This is a genomic window from Streptomyces sp. SCA2-17 (genome assembly GCF_044336695.1).
The window spans coordinates 766650-785653 of sequence record NZ_CP117521.1 but is presented as its reverse complement, the minus strand read 5'-3'; the positions used below and the strand labels follow the sequence as shown (position 1 = coordinate 785653).

At 70.4% G+C, this 19004-nt stretch carries 17 protein-coding genes; 13 read left to right on the top strand and 4 right to left on the bottom strand.

Going from position 1 to position 19004, the window contains the following annotated elements; translation table 11 throughout:
* Positions 1-47: 47 nt before the first annotated feature.
* Positions 48-548 (bottom strand): transcriptional regulator BldD, encoded by a 501-nt coding sequence (gene bldD / locus PS271_RS03415; protein ID WP_004948690.1) that lies wholly within the window; start codon positions 546-548, stop codon positions 48-50.
* A gap of 234 nt (positions 549-782) precedes the next feature.
* On the opposite strand from bldD, the gene pyrR reads away from it, so the two are divergent.
* The 13 genes from pyrR (at position 783) to metK (ending at position 15115) form a co-directional block, all read left to right on the top strand.
* Positions 783-1352, top strand: a complete 570-nt coding sequence (gene pyrR, locus PS271_RS03410) for a bifunctional pyr operon transcriptional regulator/uracil phosphoribosyltransferase PyrR (protein WP_356276932.1) — start codon at positions 783-785, stop codon at positions 1350-1352.
* A gap of 95 nt (positions 1353-1447) precedes the next feature.
* On the top strand, positions 1448-2428 hold the full coding sequence (locus tag PS271_RS03405) for an aspartate carbamoyltransferase catalytic subunit (protein WP_398379968.1): 981 nt from the start codon (positions 1448-1450) through the stop codon (positions 2426-2428).
* Positions 2428-3717: a dihydroorotase gene (locus PS271_RS03400; RefSeq protein ID WP_398379966.1), complete on the top strand. Its 1290-nt coding sequence runs from the start codon at positions 2428-2430 to the stop codon at positions 3715-3717. The genes PS271_RS03405 and PS271_RS03400 overlap by 1 nt, the downstream gene beginning before the upstream one ends.
* A gap of 74 nt (positions 3718-3791) precedes the next feature.
* Positions 3792-4295, top strand: a complete 504-nt coding sequence (locus tag PS271_RS03395) for a PH-like domain-containing protein (protein ID WP_398386657.1) — start codon at positions 3792-3794, stop codon at positions 4293-4295.
* Positions 4292-5434, top strand: coding sequence for a glutamine-hydrolyzing carbamoyl-phosphate synthase small subunit (gene carA / locus PS271_RS03390; RefSeq protein ID WP_398379964.1), 1143 nt, complete (start codon positions 4292-4294; stop codon positions 5432-5434). Before PS271_RS03395 ends, carA begins: the two co-directional genes overlap by 4 nt.
* Positions 5427-8738 carry a carbamoyl-phosphate synthase large subunit gene (gene carB, locus PS271_RS03385; protein WP_398379962.1) on the top strand — a complete coding sequence of 1104 codons (3312 nt, stop codon included), beginning with the start codon at positions 5427-5429 and terminating at the stop codon, positions 8736-8738. Before carA ends, carB begins: the two co-directional genes overlap by 8 nt.
* Before the next feature lie 82 nt (positions 8739-8820).
* Complete coding sequence (locus tag PS271_RS03380; RefSeq protein ID WP_398379960.1) at positions 8821-9924, top strand: quinone-dependent dihydroorotate dehydrogenase; 1104 nt, start codon at positions 8821-8823, stop codon at positions 9922-9924.
* Positions 9925-10014: 90 nt separating this feature from the next.
* Positions 10015-10881 carry an orotidine-5'-phosphate decarboxylase gene (gene pyrF, locus PS271_RS03375; RefSeq protein WP_398379958.1) on the top strand — a complete coding sequence of 289 codons (867 nt, stop codon included), beginning with the start codon at positions 10015-10017 and terminating at the stop codon, positions 10879-10881.
* A gap of 266 nt (positions 10882-11147) precedes the next feature.
* Entirely contained in the window at positions 11148-11471 is a 324-nt protein-coding gene (locus PS271_RS03370; protein ID WP_030365336.1) for an integration host factor, read from the top strand.
* Between the two features lie 38 nt (positions 11472-11509).
* Positions 11510-12100: a guanylate kinase gene (gmk, locus tag PS271_RS03365; protein WP_398379956.1), complete on the top strand. Its 591-nt coding sequence runs from the start codon at positions 11510-11512 to the stop codon at positions 12098-12100.
* A gap of 34 nt (positions 12101-12134) precedes the next feature.
* Positions 12135-12407, top strand: coding sequence for a DNA-directed RNA polymerase subunit omega (gene rpoZ, locus PS271_RS03360; protein ID WP_004948662.1), 273 nt, complete (start codon positions 12135-12137; stop codon positions 12405-12407).
* Positions 12408-12522: 115 nt separating this feature from the next.
* Positions 12523-13731, top strand: a complete 1209-nt coding sequence (gene coaBC / locus PS271_RS03355; protein WP_228775224.1) for a bifunctional phosphopantothenoylcysteine decarboxylase/phosphopantothenate--cysteine ligase CoaBC — start codon at positions 12523-12525, stop codon at positions 13729-13731.
* Positions 13732-13906: 175 nt separating this feature from the next.
* Positions 13907-15115 carry a methionine adenosyltransferase gene (metK, locus tag PS271_RS03350; RefSeq protein WP_398379954.1) on the top strand — a complete coding sequence of 403 codons (1209 nt, stop codon included), beginning with the start codon at positions 13907-13909 and terminating at the stop codon, positions 15113-15115.
* Positions 15116-15190: 75 nt separating this feature from the next.
* Here the strand turns inward: metK and PS271_RS03345 are convergent, their stop codons facing one another.
* Genes PS271_RS03345 through PS271_RS03335 form a run of 3 tightly spaced genes read right to left on the bottom strand, consistent with a single transcriptional unit; the run spans position 15191 to position 18978 of the window.
* Positions 15191-16240: a hypothetical protein gene (locus tag PS271_RS03345; RefSeq protein WP_398379953.1), complete on the bottom strand. Its 1050-nt coding sequence runs from the start codon at positions 16238-16240 to the stop codon at positions 15191-15193.
* Between the two features lie 33 nt (positions 16241-16273).
* Positions 16274-18229, bottom strand: coding sequence for a hypothetical protein (locus PS271_RS03340; protein ID WP_398379951.1), 1956 nt, complete (start codon positions 18227-18229; stop codon positions 16274-16276).
* A complete protein-coding gene (locus PS271_RS03335; protein WP_398379949.1) occupies positions 18226-18978 on the bottom strand; it encodes a toll/interleukin-1 receptor domain-containing protein in 753 nt (250 codons plus the stop codon). Before PS271_RS03335 ends, PS271_RS03340 begins: the two co-directional genes overlap by 4 nt.
* Positions 18979-19004: the final 26 nt, after the last annotated feature.

Genomic DNA, 19004 nt, shown 5'->3' with positions numbered 1-19004 from the left:
CCGCAAGGTTTCCCGCCCCCGGGCGGTTTGCAAGGCCGGACCCTGTGTCAGGCGTCCTCGTGCTGGACCGCGCGGCGCGCGTCCGCGTCGAGCACGCCCCAGCTGATCAGCTGCTCGGTGAGCACCGAGGGCGACTGGTCGTAGATGACGGCAAGGGTCCGCAGGTCGTCCTGGCGGATCGAGAGGACCTTGCCGTTGTAGTCACCGCGCTGGCTCTGGATGGTGGCCGCGTAACGCTGGAGCGGGCCGGCCTTCTCGGCCGGCACGTGGGCCAGGCGCTCAAGGTCCAGAACCAGCTTCGGCGGCGGCTCGGCGGCGCCGCCCGGCGTGGTGCCGGGCAGCAGCTCCTGCACGGGAACCCCGTAGAAGTCGGCCAGCTCGGCCAGGCGCTGCACGGTCACGGCACGGTCGCCGCGCTCGTACGAACCCACTACGACGGCCTTCCAGCGGCCCTGGGACTTCTCCTCCACGCCGTGAAGGGAGAGGCCCTGCTGGGTGCGGATGGCGCGGAGCTTGGCCCCGAGCTGTTTGGCGTATTCGCTGGACATAAAGCTCCCCGGACGCTGTATCGACGTGCGACGGCGTCTTCTGCGACTGCCGCGTGTCTGGTAACTCACTGTGAGGTTACGCAGCGTAATCTGACTTCGTCAAGCCGAATGGTCCATACCGTCCTCCAGCAGGGGTGACGGTGAGCTCCCGGCGCCGGGCCTGGTACGGTGAGGGAGTAATTCCGACGTCCTTTAATGTCCGTCCCGTGAGGCGGAGAAGGAGGTCCGTTTCATATGGACGCCATTCCCAGCGCGCGTCCCGTGCTCGAAGCACCGGACATCGCCCGGGTTCTCACCCGTATCGCTCACGAGATCGTCGAGCGCGCCAAGGGCGCAGACGACGTCGTGCTCCTCGGCATCCCCACCCGCGGCGTCTTCCTCGCCCGCCGGCTGGCCGCCAAGCTCGAGGAGATCACCGGAGGCAAGACCCCGGTCGGCTCCCTCGACATCACCATGTACCGCGACGACCTGCGGCTCCGCCCGGCGCGCGCGCTCGCCCGCACGGAGATCCCCGGCGAGGGCATCGACGGCAGGCTCGTGATCCTCGTCGACGACGTGCTCTTCTCCGGCCGCACGATCCGCGCCGCGCTCGACGCGATGAACGACCTCGGCCGCCCCCGTGCCGTCCAGCTCGCGGTCCTCGTCGACCGCGGTCACCGCGAACTCCCCATCCGTGCCGACTACGTCGGCAAGAACCTCCCGACGTCGCTGCGGGAGACGGTCAAGGTCCACCTCACCGAGGAGGACGGCCGCGACAGCGTGCTCCTCGGCGTGGGCACGACCGCCCCGGCCGACGGGCAGTAGCACCCTCCTCCGCGGACCCGGCGAGCTGCCCGGGACCGTGCCGCCGCATGCCCGGCCCCAGCCTTCGCACACCTCCTTAACCCACGGAGAACCGGATGAAGCGCCACCTCATCTCGGCCGCCGACCTCACCCGCGACGACGCCGTCCTGATCCTCGACACCGCCGAGGAGATGGCCCGGGTCGCGGACCGGCCGATCAAGAAACTGCCCACCCTGCGCGGCCGCACCGTCGTCAACCTCTTCTTCGAGGACTCGACGCGCACCCGCATCTCCTTCGAGGCCGCCGCCAAGCGCCTGTCCGCCGACGTCATCAACTTCTCCGCCAAGGGCTCCTCGGTCTCCAAGGGCGAGTCGCTGAAGGACACCGCGCTGACCCTGGAGGCCATGGGCGCGGACGCCGTCGTCATCCGCCACCACGCCTCCGGCGCCCCCTACCGGCTGGCGAACTCCGGCTGGATCGACGGGGCCGTCGTCAACGCCGGCGACGGCACCCACGAGCACCCCACCCAGGCCCTGCTGGACGCCTTCACCATGCGCCGCCGCCTGGTCGGCCGGGACGCCGGGATCGGCCAGGACCTCTCCGGGCGCCGCATCACGATCGTCGGCGACGTGCTGCACAGCCGCGTGGCCCGCTCCAACGTCCACCTGCTGACCACCCTCGGCGCCGAGGTCACCCTCGTCGCCCCGCCCACGCTGGTGCCCGTCGGCGTCGGGAGCTGGCCCTGCGAGGTCTCCTACGACCTCGACGCCGTGCTGCCGAAGTCCGACGCCGTGATGATGCTGCGCGTGCAGCGCGAGCGCATGAACGCCGCGTTCTTCCCGACCGAGCGCGAGTACTCGCGCCGCTACGGCCTGGACGGCGACCGCATGGCGAAGATGCCCGAGCACGCCGTCGTGATGCACCCCGGCCCGATGAACCGCGGCATGGAGATCACCGCCGAGGTCGCCGACTCCGACCGCTGCACGGCCGTCGAGCAGGTCGCCAACGGCGTCAGCACGCGCATGGCCGTCCTCTACCTGCTGCTCGGCGGTTCCGAGCCCGCCGTCACCACCGCCCGCACCGAGGAGAACAACTGATGTCCAAGATCCTGATCCGTGGTGCGAAGGTCCTCGGCGGAGAGCCGCAGGACGTGCTGATCGACGGCGAGACCATCGCCGAGGTCGGAGCGGACCTGACCGCCCCCGAGGGCGCCCAGGTCATCGAGGCCGACGGCAAGATCCTGCTGCCCGGCCTGGTGGACCTCCACACCCACCTGCGCGAGCCCGGCCGCGAGGACTCCGAGACCGTCCTGACCGGCACCCGCGCCGCCGCGAGCGGCGGCTTCACCGCCGTCTTCGCCATGGCCAACACCTTCCCCGTCGCCGACACCGCCGGCGTCGTCGAGCAGGTCTGGCGCCTGGGCAAGGAGTCCGGCTACTGCGACGTGCAGCCGATCGGCGCCGTCACCGTGGGCCTGGAGGGCAAGCAGCTCTCCGAGCTCGGTGCCATGCACGACTCCGCCGCCGGCGTCACCGTCTTCTCCGACGACGGCAAGTGCGTCGACGACGCCGTGATCATGCGCCGTGCCCTGGAGTACGTGAAGGCCTTCGGCGGCGTCGTCGCCCAGCACGCCCAGGAGCCCCGGCTCACCGAGGGTGCCCAGATGAACGAGGGCATCGTCTCCGCCGAGCTCGGCCTGGGCGGCTGGCCCGCCGTCGCCGAGGAGTCGATCATCGCCCGCGACGTCCTGCTCGCCGAGCACGTCGGCTCCCGGGTGCACATCTGCCACCTGTCCACGGCCGGCTCCGTCGAGATCGTCCGCTGGGCCAAGTCCCGCGGCATCGACGTCACCGCCGAGGTCACCCCGCACCACCTGCTCCTGACCGACGAGCTCGTCCGCTCGTACAACCCGGTCTACAAGGTGAACCCGCCGCTGCGCACCGAGCGCGACGTCCTGGCGCTGCGCGAGGCCCTGGCCGACGGCACGATCGACATCGTCGCCACCGACCACGCCCCGCACCCGCACGAGGACAAGGACTGCGAGTGGGCCGCGGCCGCCATGGGCATGGTGGGCCTGGAGACCGCGCTGTCCGTCGTCCAGCAGACGATGGTCGAGACCGGGCTGCTGGACTGGGCCGGCGTCGCCGAGCGCATGTCCTTCAAGCCCGCCCGCATCGGCAGCCTCGAAGGCCACGGCCGCCCGATCGCCGCCGGTGAGCCCGCCAACCTCACCCTGGTCGATTCCGCTTACCGTGGTGTCGTGGACCCCGCGGGCTTCGCCTCCCGCAGCCGCAACACCCCCTACGAGGGCCGCGAGCTGCCGGGTCGCGTCACCCACACCTTCCTGCGGGGCCGGGCAACGGTCGTGGACGGGAAACTCGCGTGACATCAGCACCATCTGCACTGATCAACCTGGCGGCCGAGCAGAAGTCTGCCGACGTCACCGACTGGGCCGCGCGCATGGGCTGGGTCGTGGGGCTGCTGCTCTTCATCGCGCTGCTCTACTGGCTGATGCGCGAGGGCTGGAAGTGGCGCGGCACGCTCCAGGGCGACCTGCCCGAGCTCCCCGCCGCCCCCGCTGACCAGGGCGAGCCCACCCTGACGATGACGGGCCGCTACCACGGCTCCACCACGGCCGGCCAGTGGCTCGACCGCATCGTCGCCCGCGGCCTCGGCACCCGCAGCCGCGCCGAGCTCACCCTGACGGAGCAGGGCGTCACCGTCCTGCGCCCGGGCGCCCAGGACTTCTTCATCCCCGCCGACCGGGTGCGCGGCGCCCGGCTCGACAAGGGCATCGCCGGCAAGGTCCTCACCGAGGGCGGCCTGCTGGTGATCACCTGGGTGCACGGGGACCGCGAGATCGATTCCGGTTTCCGCTCCGACCAGGCGGCCGAGCACGCAGCCTGGGCCGAGGCCCTCACCCACCTGCACCACCTGAACAGCGACACGGAAGGCGCACGATGACGACCTCCACTAGGGGGACTGCCAAGATCCCCGCCGTACTCGTCCTGGAGGACGGCCGGGTCTTCCGCGGCCGGGCCTACGGGGCCGTGGGGGAGACCTTCGGCGAGGCCGTGTTCTCCACCGGCATGACCGGCTACCAGGAGACCCTGACCGACCCCTCGTACCACCGCCAGGTCGTGGTGATGACCGCCCCGCACGTGGGCAACACCGGCGTCAACGACGAGGACCCCGAGTCCGCGCGCATCTGGGTCGCCGGCTACGTGGTGCGCGACCCCGCCCGCATCCCGTCCAACTGGCGCTCGCGCCGCTCCCTGGACGAGGAGCTGGCCAAGCAGGGCGTCGTCGGCATCTGCGGCATCGACACCCGCGCCCTCACCCGCCACCTGCGCGAGCGCGGCGCCATGCGCGTCGGCATCTTCTCCGGGCACTCCCTGCCCGACGAGGGCACCATGCTCGCCGAGGTGCGCCAGGCCCCCGAGATGACGGGCGCCGACCTCTCCGCCGAGGTCGCCACCAAGGAGACCTACGTGGTCCCCGCGATCGGCGAGAAGCGCTTCACCGTCGCCGCGATCGACCTGGGCATCAAGGGCATGACCCCGCACCGGATGGCCGAGCGCGGCATCGAGGTGCACGTCCTGCCCGCCACGGCCACCGCCGAGGACGTCTACGCCGTCAAGCCCGACGGCGTGTTCTTCTCCAACGGCCCGGGCGACCCGAGCACCGCCGACCACCCCGTCGCCGTCATGCGCGAGGTCCTCTCCCGCAAGACGCCGCTGTTCGGCATCTGCTTCGGCAACCAGATCCTCGGCCGCGCGCTCGGCTTCGGCACGTACAAGCTGAAGTACGGCCACCGCGGCATCAACCAGCCCGTGCAGGACCGCACGACCGGCAAGGTCGAGGTCACCGCGCACAACCACGGCTTCGCCGTCGACGCCCCGCTCGACCGGGCGACCGACACGCCGTACGGCCGGGTGGAGGTCTCCCACGTGTGTCTGAACGACGACGTGGTGGAAGGCCTCCAGCTGCTCGACCAGCCGGCATTCAGCGTCCAGTACCACCCCGAGGCAGCCGCAGGCCCGCACGACGCCGCGTACCTGTTCGACCGCTTCGTCTCCCTGATGGAGGGCCAGCGTGCCTAAGCGCACCGACATCCAGTCCGTTCTGGTCATCGGCTCCGGCCCGATCGTCATCGGCCAGGCCGCGGAGTTCGACTACTCCGGCACCCAGGCCTGCCGCGTGCTGAAGTCCGAGGGCCTGCGGGTCATCCTCGTCAACTCCAACCCGGCCACGATCATGACCGACCCGGAGATCGCCGACGCCACGTACGTCGAGCCGATCACCCCCGAGTTCGTCGAGAAGATCATCGCCAAGGAGCGCCCCGACGCCCTCCTGCCCACCCTCGGCGGCCAGACCGCGCTCAACACCGCGATCTCCATGCACGAGAACGGCGTGCTGGAGAAGTACGGCGTGGAGCTCATCGGCGCCAACGTCGAGGCGATCCACAAGGGCGAGGACCGCGACCTGTTCAAGGGCGTCGTCGAGGCCGTCCGCGCCAAGATCGGCCACGGCGAGTCCGCCCGCTCGGTCATCTGCCACACCATGGACGAGGTCCTCGCGGGCGTCGAGACGCTCGGCGGCTACCCCGTCGTCGTCCGCCCCTCCTTCACCATGGGCGGCGCCGGCTCCGGCTTCGCCCACGACGAGGAGGAGCTGCGCCGCATCGCCGGCCAGGGCCTCACGCTCTCCCCGACCACCGAGGTGCTCCTGGAGGAGTCCATCCTCGGCTGGAAGGAGTACGAGCTGGAGCTGATGCGCGACAAGAACGACAACGTCGTGGTCGTCTGCTCCATCGAGAACTTCGACCCCATGGGTGTGCACACCGGTGACTCCATCACCGTCGCCCCGGCGATGACGCTCACCGACCGCGAGTACCAGATCCTCCGCGACGTCGGCATCGCGATCATCCGCGAGGTCGGCGTCGACACCGGCGGCTGCAACATCCAGTTCGCGGTCAACCCCGAGGACGGCCGGGTCATCGTCATCGAGATGAACCCGCGCGTCTCGCGCTCCTCCGCGCTCGCCTCCAAGGCCACCGGCTTCCCGATCGCCAAGATCGCCGCCAGGCTCGCCGTCGGCTACACGCTGGACGAGATCCCCAACGACATCACCGAGAAGACCCCGGCGTCCTTCGAGCCCACGCTCGACTACGTCGTGGTCAAGGCGCCCCGCTTCGCCTTCGAGAAGTTCCCGGCCGCCGACGCCACCCTCACCACCACCATGAAGTCGGTGGGCGAGGCCATGGCCATCGGCCGCAACTTCACCGAGGCGCTGCAGAAGGCCCTGCGCTCGCTGGAGAAGAAGGGCTCGCAGTTCGACTTCGTCTCCTCGCCCGGCGACAAGGCGGAGCTGCTGGCGAAGGCCGTCGTCCCCACGGACGGCCGCATCAACACGGTCATGGCGGCCATCCGCGCCGGGGCCACCGCCGAGGAGGTCTTCGACGCCACGAAGATCGACCCGTGGTTCGTCGACCAGCTCTTCCTGATCCACGAGATCGCTACCGAGATCGCCGACGCCGTCCGGCTGGAGCCCGAGCTGCTGGCCGAGGCCAAGCGGCACGGCTTCTCCGACGCCCAGATCGGTGAGATCCGCGGCCTGCCCGAGGCCGTCGTCCGCGAGGTCCGGCACGCCCTCGGCGTCCGCCCGGCCTACAAGACGGTCGACACCTGCGCCGCCGAGTTCGCCGCGAAGACCCCGTACTTCTACTCCTCCTACGACGAGGAGACCGAGGTCGCCCGCCGCGAGAAGCCCGCGGTGATCATCCTGGGGTCGGGCCCGAACCGCATCGGCCAGGGCATCGAGTTCGACTACTCCTGCGTCCACGCCTCGTTCGCGCTCAGCGCCGCGGGCTACGAGACCGTGATGGTCAACTGCAACCCCGAGACCGTCTCCACCGACTACGACACCTCCGACCGGCTCTACTTCGAGCCGCTCACCCTGGAGGACGTCCTGGAGATCGTCCACGCTGAGCAGGAGGCCGGCCCCGTCGCGGGCGTCGTCGTCCAGCTCGGCGGCCAGACCCCGCTGGGCCTCGCCCAGGCGCTCAAGGACAACGGCGTGCCGATCGTCGGCACCTCGCCCGAGGCCATCGACCTCGCCGAGGAGCGCGGCGCCTTCGGCCGCGTGCTCACCGAGGCCGGCCTGCCCGCGCCCAAGTACGGCACCGCCTTCTCCTTCGAGGAGGCCAAGGGCATCGCCGCCGAGATCGGCTACCCGGTCATGGTCCGCCCGTCCTACGTGCTCGGCGGCCGCGGTATGGAGATCGTCTACGACGACCCCTCCCTCGGCGAGTACCTGGAGCGCCACGCAGGGCTGATCTCCGAGCACCCGGTCCTCATCGACCGCTTCCTCGACGACGCCATCGAGATCGACGTCGACGCGCTCTACGACGGCCACGAGCTCTACCTGGGCGGCGTCATGGAGCACATCGAGGAGGCCGGCATCCACTCCGGCGACTCCGCCTGCGCCCTGCCCCCGATCACCCTCGGCGGCTTCGACATCAAGCGGCTGCGCGCCTCCACCGAGGCCATCGCCAAGGGCGTCGGCGTCCGCGGCCTGATCAACATCCAGTTCGCCATGGCCGGGGACATCCTCTACGTCCTGGAGGCCAACCCGCGCGCCTCCCGCACGGTCCCCTTCACCTCGAAGGCGACCGCCGTGCCGCTCGCCAAGGCCGCCGCCCGGATCTCGCTGGGCGCGACCATCGCCGAGCTGCGCGCCGAGGGCATGCTGCCCAAGGAGGGCGACGGCGGCACGCTGCCGCTGGACGCGCCGATCTCCGTCAAGGAGGCCGTGATGCCGTGGTCGCGCTTCCGCGACGCCTCCGGCCGCGGCGTGGACACCGTCCTCGGCCCGGAGATGCGCTCCACCGGCGAGGTCATGGGCATCGACTCCGTCTTCGGCACGGCCTACGCGAAGTCGCAGGCCGGCGCCTACGGCGCGCTGCCCACCAAGGGCCGGGCGTTCGTCTCGGTGGCCAACCGCGACAAGCGCTCGATGATCTTCCCGGCGCGCGAGCTGGTCGCCCACGGCTTCGAGCTGCTGGCCACCTCCGGCACCGCCGAGGTGCTGCGGCGCAACGGCATCAACGCCACCGCCGTGCGCAAGCAGAGCGAGGGCGAGGGCCCGAACGGCGAGAAGACGATCGTCCAGCTCATCCACGACGGCCAGGTCGACCTGATCGTCAACACCCCGTACGGCACCGGCGGCCGCCTCGACGGCTACGAGATCCGTACGGCCGCGGTCGCCCGCGCGGTGCCGTGCCTGACCACGGTCCAGGCCCTCGCGGCCGCCGTCCAGGGCATCGAGGCGCTCACCCGCGGTGACGTGGGGGTGCGCTCCCTCCAGGAGCACGCGGAGCACCTGACCGCGGCGCGCGAGGCCTAAGAGTGCCGGGCCGAGGGGGACACCGGAAGGTGTCCCCCTCGGCATGCGACCCGTCCGCCCCTCTCGCCCCGGAAGGCCCGCCATGTACCGCCTCTTCTTCGACCTGATCTTCAAGCGCATGGACCCCGAGAAGGCCCACCACCTGGCCTTCGCCTGGATCCGTGCCGCGGCCCGCGTGCCGGTCCTGCGCACCTTCGTCGCGGCCGTCCTCGCGCCCCGCCACAAGGAGCTGCGCACCGAGGCGCTCGGCCTGCGCATGCACGGCCCCTTCGGGCTCGCCGCCGGCTTCGACAAGAACGCCGCCGCCATCGACGGCATGAGCATGCTCGGCTTCGACCACGTCGAGATCGGCACGGTCACCGCGCAGCCGCAGCCCGGCAACCCCAAGAAGCGCCTCTTCCGCCTCGTGGCGGACCGCGCGCTGATCAACCGCATGGGCTTCAACAACGACGGTTCGGCGGCCGTGGCGGAGCGCCTGGCGGCCCGCAAGGAGGTCTTCAGGACCACCGTGGGCGTCAACATCGGCAAGACCAAGGTCGTGCCGGAGGAGGAGGCCGTCGCCGACTACGTCACCTCCACCGAGCGCCTCGCCGCCCACGCCGACTATCTCGTCGTCAACGTCTCCTCGCCCAACACGCCCGGCCTGCGCAACCTCCAGGCCACGGAGGCGCTGCGCCCGCTGCTCGCCGCCGTCCGCGAGGCCGCCGACCGCACGGTCACCTCGCGCCGCGTGCCGCTGCTGGTGAAGATCGCCCCCGACCTCGCCGACGAGGACGTCGACGCCGTCGCCGACCTGGCCGTCGAGCTCGGCCTGGACGGCATCATCGCCACCAACACGACGATCGCCCGCGAGGGGCTCGGTCTGCGCACCCCGAAGCGCACCGTCGAGGCCATCGGCGCCGGCGGCCTGTCCGGCGCCCCGCTCAAGGCCCGCTCGCTGGAGGTCCTGAGCCGCCTGTACGCCCGCGTGGGCGACCGGATCACCCTCGTCGGTGTCGGGGGCATCGAGACCGCCGACGACGCCTGGGAGCGCATCCTGGCGGGCGCGACGCTGATCCAGGGCTACAGCGCGTTCATCTACGAGGGCCCGTTCTGGTGCCGCAAGATCCACCAGGGCCTGGCCGCAAAGCTCGCGGCAAGCCCGTACAAGACCCTCGCCGAGGCGGTGGGCGCCGCTACTCGCTGACCGCGGCTGGTTGTGGGCAGTCGTTCCGCAGGGCGGAACGGGTGGGCACAACCCGACGACGGCCCGCACCCGACCCGGAAAGGGAAACCCATGACTACCGAAACCTTCGGCGCGCGTCTGCGCCGTGCCATGGACCAGCGCGGCCCCCTCTGCGTCGGCATCGACCCCCACGCCTCCCTCCTCGCCGACTGGGGCCTCCCCGACACCATCGACGGCCTGGAGCGCTTCACCCGCACCGTCGTGGAGGCGCTCGCCGACCGCGTAGCCGTCCTCAAGCCCCAGTCCGCCTTCTTCGAGCGCTTCGGCTCCCGCGGCATCGCCGTCCTGGAGCAGGCCGTCGCCGACTCCCGCGAGGCCGGCGCGCTGGTCCTGATGGACGCCAAGCGCGGCGACATCGGCTCCACGATGGCCGCCTACGCCGCCACCTACCTCGACCCCGCCTCCCCGCTCTTCTCCGACGCCGTGACCGTGAGCCCCTACCTCGGCTACGGATCGCTGCGCCCGGCGCTGGAGCTGGCGCGCGAGAGCGGCACCGGCGTGTTCGTCCTGGCGCTCACCTCGAACCCGGAGGGCGCCGAGGTGCAGCACGCCGTGCGCGCCGACGGCGCGAGCGTCGCCGCGACCATGCTGGACCACCTGCGGGCCGAGAACGCGGACGCCGCGCCCATGGGCTCCTTCGGCGCGGTCGTCGGCGCCACCCTGGGCGGCAGCCTCGGCGCGGCCCGCGCGGATCTGGACATCAACGGCCCGCTGCTCGCGCCCGGCATCGGCGCCCAGGGCGCGACCGCGGCCGACCTGCCGAAGGTCTTCGGCGCGGCCGTGCGCGACGTGGTGCCGAACGTGAGCCGCGGCGTGCTCCGGCACGGGCCGGACGCCACGGCGCTGCGGGCGAGCGCCGAGCGGTTCGCCGCCGAGGTGCGGGAGGCCGTGAGCGCCGCGGACCCGGCGGCGGGGTAGCCGCCGGGGGCCCGCCGCGCGGCCGGTGGTGCCGGCGTCCGCCGCGGAAGCGTCAAAATTGTTGGTCTATATGTCCGGAAAAGTCCTGGTCGAGCGAGTCTGACCAGGACTTTTCGCTTGTTCTCGCTGACTGGAGCGGAATCGGCCGCTAGTCTCCGACGAGAGCGAACGTGCAAGCGCGTTGCTCGTTGCTCATCCAGGTGTGGGCCTACTAGGTTCCTCACCGGTCCGTTATCCGACAGTTCGATATCCGAGGTGACGTAGGCGTGGCTCTTCCGCCCCTTACCCCTGAACAGCGCGCTGCCGCGCTCGAAAAGGCCGCCGCGGCTCGCCGGGAGCGCGCCGAGGTCAAGAATCGGCTCAAGCACTCCGGAGCCTCGCTGCACGATGTCATCGCGCAGGGCCAGACGAACGAAGTGATCGGCAAGATGAAGGTCAGCGCACTCCTGGAGAGCCTGCCGGGCGTGGGCAAGGTCCGCGCCAAGCAGATCATGGAGCGGCTCGGGATCTCCGAGAGCCGTCGTGTGCGCGGGCTCGGCTCGAACCAGATCGCATCCTTGGAGCGTGAGTTCGGCGGCAAGGCCGCCTGACGTTCCCAGGCACTCCCGCGAACCGGGATAATCGCTGCATGAGTACTGCAGTCTCCCGGGGGACGTCCCCCGTATCCCCGGCCAGACAACCGCGGCTGACCGTGCTCTCCGGCCCATCCGGGGTCGGCAAGAGCACGGTCGTCGCCCATATGCGCAAGGCGCACCCCGAGGTGTGGCTCTCGGTCTCGGCCACCACCCGCAAGCCGCGCCCCGGCGAGCAGGACGGTGTCCAGTACTTCTTCGTGGACGACGAGGAGTTCGACAAGCTCATCGCCAACGGTGAGCTGCTGGAGTGGGCCGAGTTCGCCGGCAACCGCTACGGCACGCCGCGCCGGGCGGTCCTCGACCGCCTGGAGGCCGGTGAGCCGGTGCTGCTGGAGATCGACCTCCAGGGCGCCCGGCAGGTCCGCGAGACCATGCCGGACGCTCAGCTGGTCTTCCTGGCGCCGCCGAGCTGGGACGAGCTGGTCCGCCGGCTCACCGGCCGGGGCACCGAGTCCCCCGAGGTGATCGAGCGCCGCCTCGCGGCGGCCAAGGTCGAGCTCGCCGCCGAGTCGGAGTTCGACGTCACGCTGGTCAACACCTCCGTCGAGGACGTTGCGCGTGAGCTGCTAGCCTTGCTCCGTTGACCATCTTTCTTCACCCCCCTTCGGAAGGCAGAGAGTGTCCTCTTCCATCACCGCGCCCGAGGGCATCATCAACCCGCCGATTGATGAGCTGCTCGAGGCCACCGACTCGAAGTACAGCCTGGTGATCTACGCCGCCAAGCGCGCCCGTCAGATCAACGCGTACTACTCGCAGCTCGGCGAGGGCCTGCTGGAGTACGTCGGCCCGCTGGTGGACACCCACGTCCACGAGAAGCCGCTCTCCATCGCGCTCCGCGAGATCAACGCGGGCCTGCTGACCTCCGAGGCCATCGAGGCCCCGGCTCAGTAAGCACGGCACATTCGTCATCACGGGTCCGGCAGCACGGCTGCCGGGCCTTTGGTGTGTCATGGGAGCTGTACGCAAACCGATGGATCGCAACCGATGGATGGGGAGACAGCGCGCGATGGACAAGCCCAAGGTCGTCCTGGGGGTCAGCGGCGGGATCGCCGCGTACAAGGCGTGCGAGCTGCTGCGCCGGCTCACCGAGTCCGGCCATGACGTCCGCGTGGTGCCGACGGCCTCGGCCCTGCACTTCGTCGGCGAGGCGACCTGGTCGGCGCTGTCCGGCCACCCCGCCGGCACCGAGGTCTGGGAGAGCGTCCACGAGGTGCCGCACGTGCGCATCGGCCAGGAGGCCCGGCTCGTCGTGGTCGCGCCCGCCACGGCCGACATGCTGGCCAAGGCCGCCCACGGCCTCGCCGACGACCTGCTGACCAACACGCTGCTCACCGCCCGCTGCCCGGTCGTCTTCGCGCCCGCCATGCACACCGAGATGTGGGAGAACCCGGCCACCCAGGAGAACGTGGCGACGCTGCGCCGCCGCGGCGCGATCGTCATCGAGCCCGCCGTCGGCCGCCTCACCGGTGTCGACACGGGCAAGGGCCGGCTCCCCGACCCCGAGGAGATCTTCGAGGTCTGCCGCCGGGTGCTGGCCCGCGGTGCCGCGGCCCCGGTCGCCGACCTCGCCGGCCGGCACGTGGTCATCAGCGCCGGCGGCACCCGCGAGCCGCTCGACCCCGTCCGCTTCCTCGGCAACCGCTCCTCCGGCAAGCAGGGGTACGCCCTGGCCCGTACCGCCGTCGCGCGCGGCGCCCGGGTCACGCTCGTCGCCGCCAACAGCGAGCTGGCCGACCCGGCCGGTGCCGACGTCATACGGGTGGGCACGGCCGTCCAGCTGCGGGAGGCCGTTCTGAAGGCCGCCGAGGACGCGGACGCCGTCGTCATGGCCGCCGCGGTGGCCGATTTTCGTCCCTCGCATTATGCCGAGGGCAAAATCAAGAAGCGGGACGGCGAGGAGCCTGCGCCCGTCGAGCTCATCCGGAACCCCGACGTCCTCGCCGAGCTCTCGGCGAGCCGGCCGCGCCCCGGGCAGATCGTCGTGGGCTTCGCCGCGGAGACCGACGACGTCCTCGCCAACGGTCGCGCCAAGCTCGCCCGCAAGGGCTGTGACCTGCTGGTTGTCAATGAGGTGGGGGAGCGTAAGACCTTCGGTTCGGAGGCGAACGAGGCCGTCGTCCTGGCCCCTGACGGCTCCGAGACCCCGGTTCCCTACGGCCCCAAGGACGACCTTGCGGACACCGTCTGGGACCTCGTCGTACGGCGCTTCGCCTGAGCTTTCCGCGCGCCGGAGCGCGCGGGTGTCGCAGGTCACCAGGCCGGTGATACGAGACAGGATGCCCCAACCACGAGAACGCCGGATAAACTGACCGTGGACCCAGCGCCGAGCGCAGCTCTCGGCCGGGTCCGTCAATGATCAGCCAGCAGCCGCTGCAACCCCAGGGAGCGATGTGTCCCGCCGCCTGTTCACCTCGGAGTCCGTGACCGAGGGTCACCCCGACAAGATCGCTGACCAGATCAGCGACACCATCCTCGACGCTCTGCTGAGCGAGGACCCCACGTCTCGTGTCGCCGTTGAGACCCTCATCACCACGGGCCTCGTCCACGTCGCCGGTGAGGTGACGACCAAGGCCTACGCGCCGATCGCCCAGCTCGTGCGCGGCAAGATCCTCGAGATCGGTTACGACTCGTCCAAGAAGGGCTTCGACGGCGCCTCGTGCGGCGTCTCGGTCTCCATCGGCGCCCAGTCGCCGGACATCGCCCAGGGCGTCGACGCCGCCTACGAGGCCCGTGTCGAGGGCGATGAGGACGAGCTCGACAAGCAGGGCGCGGGCGACCAGGGCCTGATGTTCGGCTACGCCTGTGACGAGACGCCGAACCTGATGCCGCTGCCGATCGAGCTGGCGCACCGCCTTTCGCGCCGCCTGTCGGAGGTCCGCAAGAACGGCACCATCCCCTACCTGCGCCCCGACGGCAAGACGCAGGTCACCATCGAGTACGACGGCAACAAGGCCGTCCGCCTCGACACCGTCGTCGTCTCCTCGCAGCACGCGAGCGACATCGACCTCGACTCGCTGCTCGCGCCGGACATCCGCGAGTTCGTCGTGGAGCACGTCCTCAAGGAGCTCGTCGAGGACGGCATCAAGCTGGACACCGACGGCTACCGCCTCCTGGTGAACCCGACCGGCCGCTTCGAGATCGGCGGCCCCATGGGCGACGCCGGCCTCACCGGCCGCAAGATCATCATCGACACGTACGGCGGCATGGCCCGCCACGGCGGCGGCGCCTTCTCCGGCAAGGACCCGTCCAAGGTCGACCGCTCCGCCGCGTACGCGATGCGCTGGGTCGCCAAGAACGTCGTGGCGGCCGGTCTGGCCTCGCGCTGCGAGGTCCAGGTCGCCTATGCGATCGGCAAGGCCGAGCCGGTGGGCCTGTTCGTCGAGACCTTCGGCACGAACACCATCGACACCGACAAGATCGAGAACGCCATCGCCGAGGTCTTCGACCTCCGCCCGGCCGCGATCATCCGCGACCTCGACCTGCTCCGCCCGATCTACGCGCAGACCGCCGCGTACGGCCACTTCGGCCGCGAGCTCCCCGACTTCACGTGGGAGCGCACGGACCGCGTGGAGGCCCTGAAGAAGGCCGCGGGCCTGTAAGCACCGGTTCAGGCATTCCACAGGTGCCCGGCATCCCTTCGGGGTGCCGGGCACCTGTGCACCGGCCCGCCCCTGTCAGGGGGCGGGAGGCTGCTCCGCGGGGCCGAAGGGTGGCGGGGGTTCGTCCTCCGGGCCCGGGTCCGATTGCGTATCGAAGCGCTGCCGGATCGCCTGGGCGGTCTCATGGCGCGCGGCCCCTTGCGCGGCGTCGGCCACTCGGTCCACGAACAGCGCCCGCTCGGGATCGTCCTCGGCGAAGCCCATCACGAGCAGCATCCGGTCGAGTAGGTCGGTAGCGCTCACCTCGCCGTCGCCCTCCTCTTCTTCCTCGGGCCACGGCACCAGATGCCGGAACGGTTCCGGGACGTCCTGGTTGTTGGCCGCGGACGACAGCTGAGCCAGGAGGCCGATGTCCTTGACGGTCGTGTCGATGCGGTCGTCGTTCCTCGCCAGCCACCAGACCACTGCGCTGCCGGTGTCCTTGAGCACGTCGCCGCCTAGATAGGCGCGTTTGTTCCGTTCGTACCTTCGTTCGTGTTCCCAGACCGCTTCGTCCTTACGGACTCCGGAGAGCTTGGCGAGCCGTTCCCGGTCCTGCTCCGGCAGCGTGAGTTCGACGCTCTCGGCCATGGCGTACACGCGGCCGGACGGGTCCGGCAGCATGGTCCCCAGCTCTCCGTTCAGCTCATGCTGGACAAGTGTGCTCCGCCCGGGAGCCCGCTGGGTGGTGATCATGCGGGCCCGGGCCAGGACGGCGTCGATGGCGAGGGCGCCGGGATTGACGACCGGGGCGTCCGACGGGGCATCGACGGGGTGCCACCGCACGATGGCCGAGAGGATGAAGTCGTAGTCGGGGGTGTTGCTGGGCAGGGCCACGCGCATGATGCGCTGCTCCCGGCGCTCCAGCGGCGGAATCGGCAGGTCGGGTTCAAGCGTCAGTTCCCTCGGTAAAGGGTTCTTTCTGCGGCTGGAGATCCATGCGAATGCCGCCGGCCCCGCCGTCAGGGCGGCGGCAGCGGTGAGCCAGGCCCACAGGGGCCAGCCCAGGCACTTGCCTGCGATCACCAGCAGCAGTGCGCAGATGACGGTCAGGAAGAGAGTCACCGTCTTGTGGCCAGAGCTCATCGTGCGTTTCTCCCGTTGGGTGTCGCAGACTGGTCAGCCGCTCCGTAGTCCCTGAGCGGCATCGATCATGTGGAGCAGTCGTTGCGCTGTGCTCGCCCGCCGCGCCCGCTCCTCGGAGGCGGGCGCGGCGCGTGACCAGTCGCGTCCGGTCAGGTACAGGCGGCTCAGGAGAGCGCTCGATTTGTCTGCTGCCTCGACCAGAACCCGCAGGAGAAGGTCGCCGTGGTCCCCGTCGTTCGTCGCGGCGGACAACCAGCGCCCCACGAGGGATGTCCAGGTGTGAGGCGGATGTTTCCGGAAGAGCGAGTTCCAGCAGCCGGTCAGGTGGTGCCGTACACCGGGCTCGGTCAGGAGGGCGTGGGCGCGGGTACCGGAATTCGTGAGCAGATAAGGGTCTGCGGTTACGAGGAACAGATCCCGGTCAGCGGCCGAGTGAGTGTGTTCCAGTGCGCGGGCGAGCCGGTCGAGGAGCCGCCGCTGGGCACGGTGGTCAGCACGGACGAGCTGGACGAGGGCGTCATGGGCGATGCCGGGGGAGACCTCCTGGCGGCTCAGGTAGTGGAGGCGGACCATGGCCTGGTCGGGGTGGCGGACGGCCATGACTTCGCTGCAGACCTCGACCAGGACGGTGAAGAGCCCCTCGGAGAGGCGGCGCTCGAGCGCCCAGTAGTAGATCTTCTGCCGGAACGAGCTCCCCCACTCCTTTGACGTCAGGCCGTGTTCCAGCGCCTGGGCAGCCGCGCGCAGCCGTACGCCGTCCTTCGGTGAAGTGGTCCAGTGCTCCACCAGGGAGATCAAATCCCCCGACCGCTTGGTGCGCAGGCACTGCGCGGCGAATCGCTCGACGAGGCCGTCGCGGTCCTCCATGGTCAGGTCCGGCAGGCCGACGGCCTTCTCCACCCATGTCCGGAGACGGGGACGAAGACCGGGCATGGTCGTCCAGAAATGGGTTCGGACCGCCTCCGGCCAGCCGAGCTTTCGGAAGCGCACCTTGCCGTCGGCACCGGTGGTCGCGTCGATGGATTTGAAGCGCTGGGCGAGGTCGTCCTGCTCTAGTAGGGGAGCCTCTTCCGGCGGATGCTGCATGGTGTGCAGCAATTGCTCGGCCCCGAGGTGGACCGCGTCGGCGTGCGCTCCGTCCAGCATGGCGGTGGTCAGGAGCAGAGCCCGTTGGGGGCCCTCCCGGAGGGAGGCGACGTGATCGGCGACTTTCTGGTCCTGGTTCGTCACCGCACGGAACGCCTGCCCGCACCACTGCTCGAAGCCGTCCGACCCCTGGGCGGACGCTTTCGCACGCAGGATGTAGTGCGCGAGGGCGGCCACGTCGCGCAGGGGCGGCGTCCGGTCCAGGTAGGAGAGCACGATTTCCGGCAGGTGGCTGCCGGCCTCGGTGCCGCTCCCGTCCAGCCGGAGATAGCGCCTCAGCAGGGCTGTGGCTGGTGGCCGTCGGAGGTCTGCACAAAGGCGCTGGAGTCCATTGCTGTGCTGGTGGGCCAGGGGGTAGGGCGGAACGACCGCCAAGTGGGCCGCGTTCCTCCGGAGCGTGTCCTGGAAGGGTCCGAGTTCCGCCTGGACAGCGGTCCAGAGCTTCGCCCCGCCGGCCGAGAGGTCCAGGAGCAGGCGATCGCCTTGACCCACCAGGTCCGCGGGGAGAAGCGGGCCTGTCTCCTGTGGATCCGGGACCAGCTCCTGGAACGCGCCGCCCTTCTCGGCGAGCTCGTACAGCAGCATGTGGGCTGCGACGTTCCTTCCGCTGCCGGGCGGTGCGCACAGCATCACGATCCCGTTGCTGAGGAGTAGTTCGCGTGCTCTGCCCAGCCCGAATGGAGGGACGAACCGCTGGCGTAACCAGCGGACGTGGCTCTCCGCCACCGCACGGGGGGTCTGGCCCCGGGAGTTGGTCAGGAAGGAGAGGTTGTACTGGTCACCAGGGCCGGTGTGGACGGGGCCCTGAACTCCTTCGAGGAAGGTTCGGAGCCGGTCGTTCACCTGGCGTCGTCCTCACGGTCGGCCTTTCCACCGAAGCGGTGGTTGATGCCGCCGTTCACGTCGCCCGTCACGTACGTTGCACCATCACCCGAGACGGGGCCGGAGAAGTGCTGCGATTCGACGTACTGGTTCCCGTTGCCCGTGTGGACGGGACCTCGTGCGCCGTAGAAGGACGTCCCTACGGTGCCGTTGAAGTCCCGCGTCTGGACCGCCGTGCCCTGAGTGCCACCGCTGATGGAGTTATCGGCTCCGTCCGGCGTGCCGTCCTCGCGCTCGCGCGCATAACGGTCGGCCGCGCCCAGTTCCGGCACCAGTTCGGCCAGCGTGTCGCCGATGCGGGCGAGGTCCGCGTCCGCGTTCTGGTGGTCCAGCCGCAGCGACTGGAGATCGGCGAGGTGGGCAAGTTCCTCGGGTAATGCGTCGGCCGACAGCCGGTCCACCGTACGGCCGTCCAGAACGGGGAGGACGGGAATGCCCATCTCGCAGGCCTCCAGGAGCTCCCTGCGCACCCAGTCGTCGTGGTTGCGCAGCCGGGGATGAGCGGCCCACTGGGATCCGATGACAGCGAGCAGGATCGAGCTCCGACGCACGGCCCTCAGGAGGGCCGGCGGGAACGGCTCGCTCGGCTTGATGGTCTTGGAGGCGCGGAAGATCCTCTCGCTCCCGAAGCGGTCGGACAGCCGTGTTTCGATCAGGGTTGCGCTCTTCTCGCCGTCGCCGGTGCGGTAATTGATGAAGACATCGGGCATGGTGGTTCTCCTCCTCGGGTTCAGAC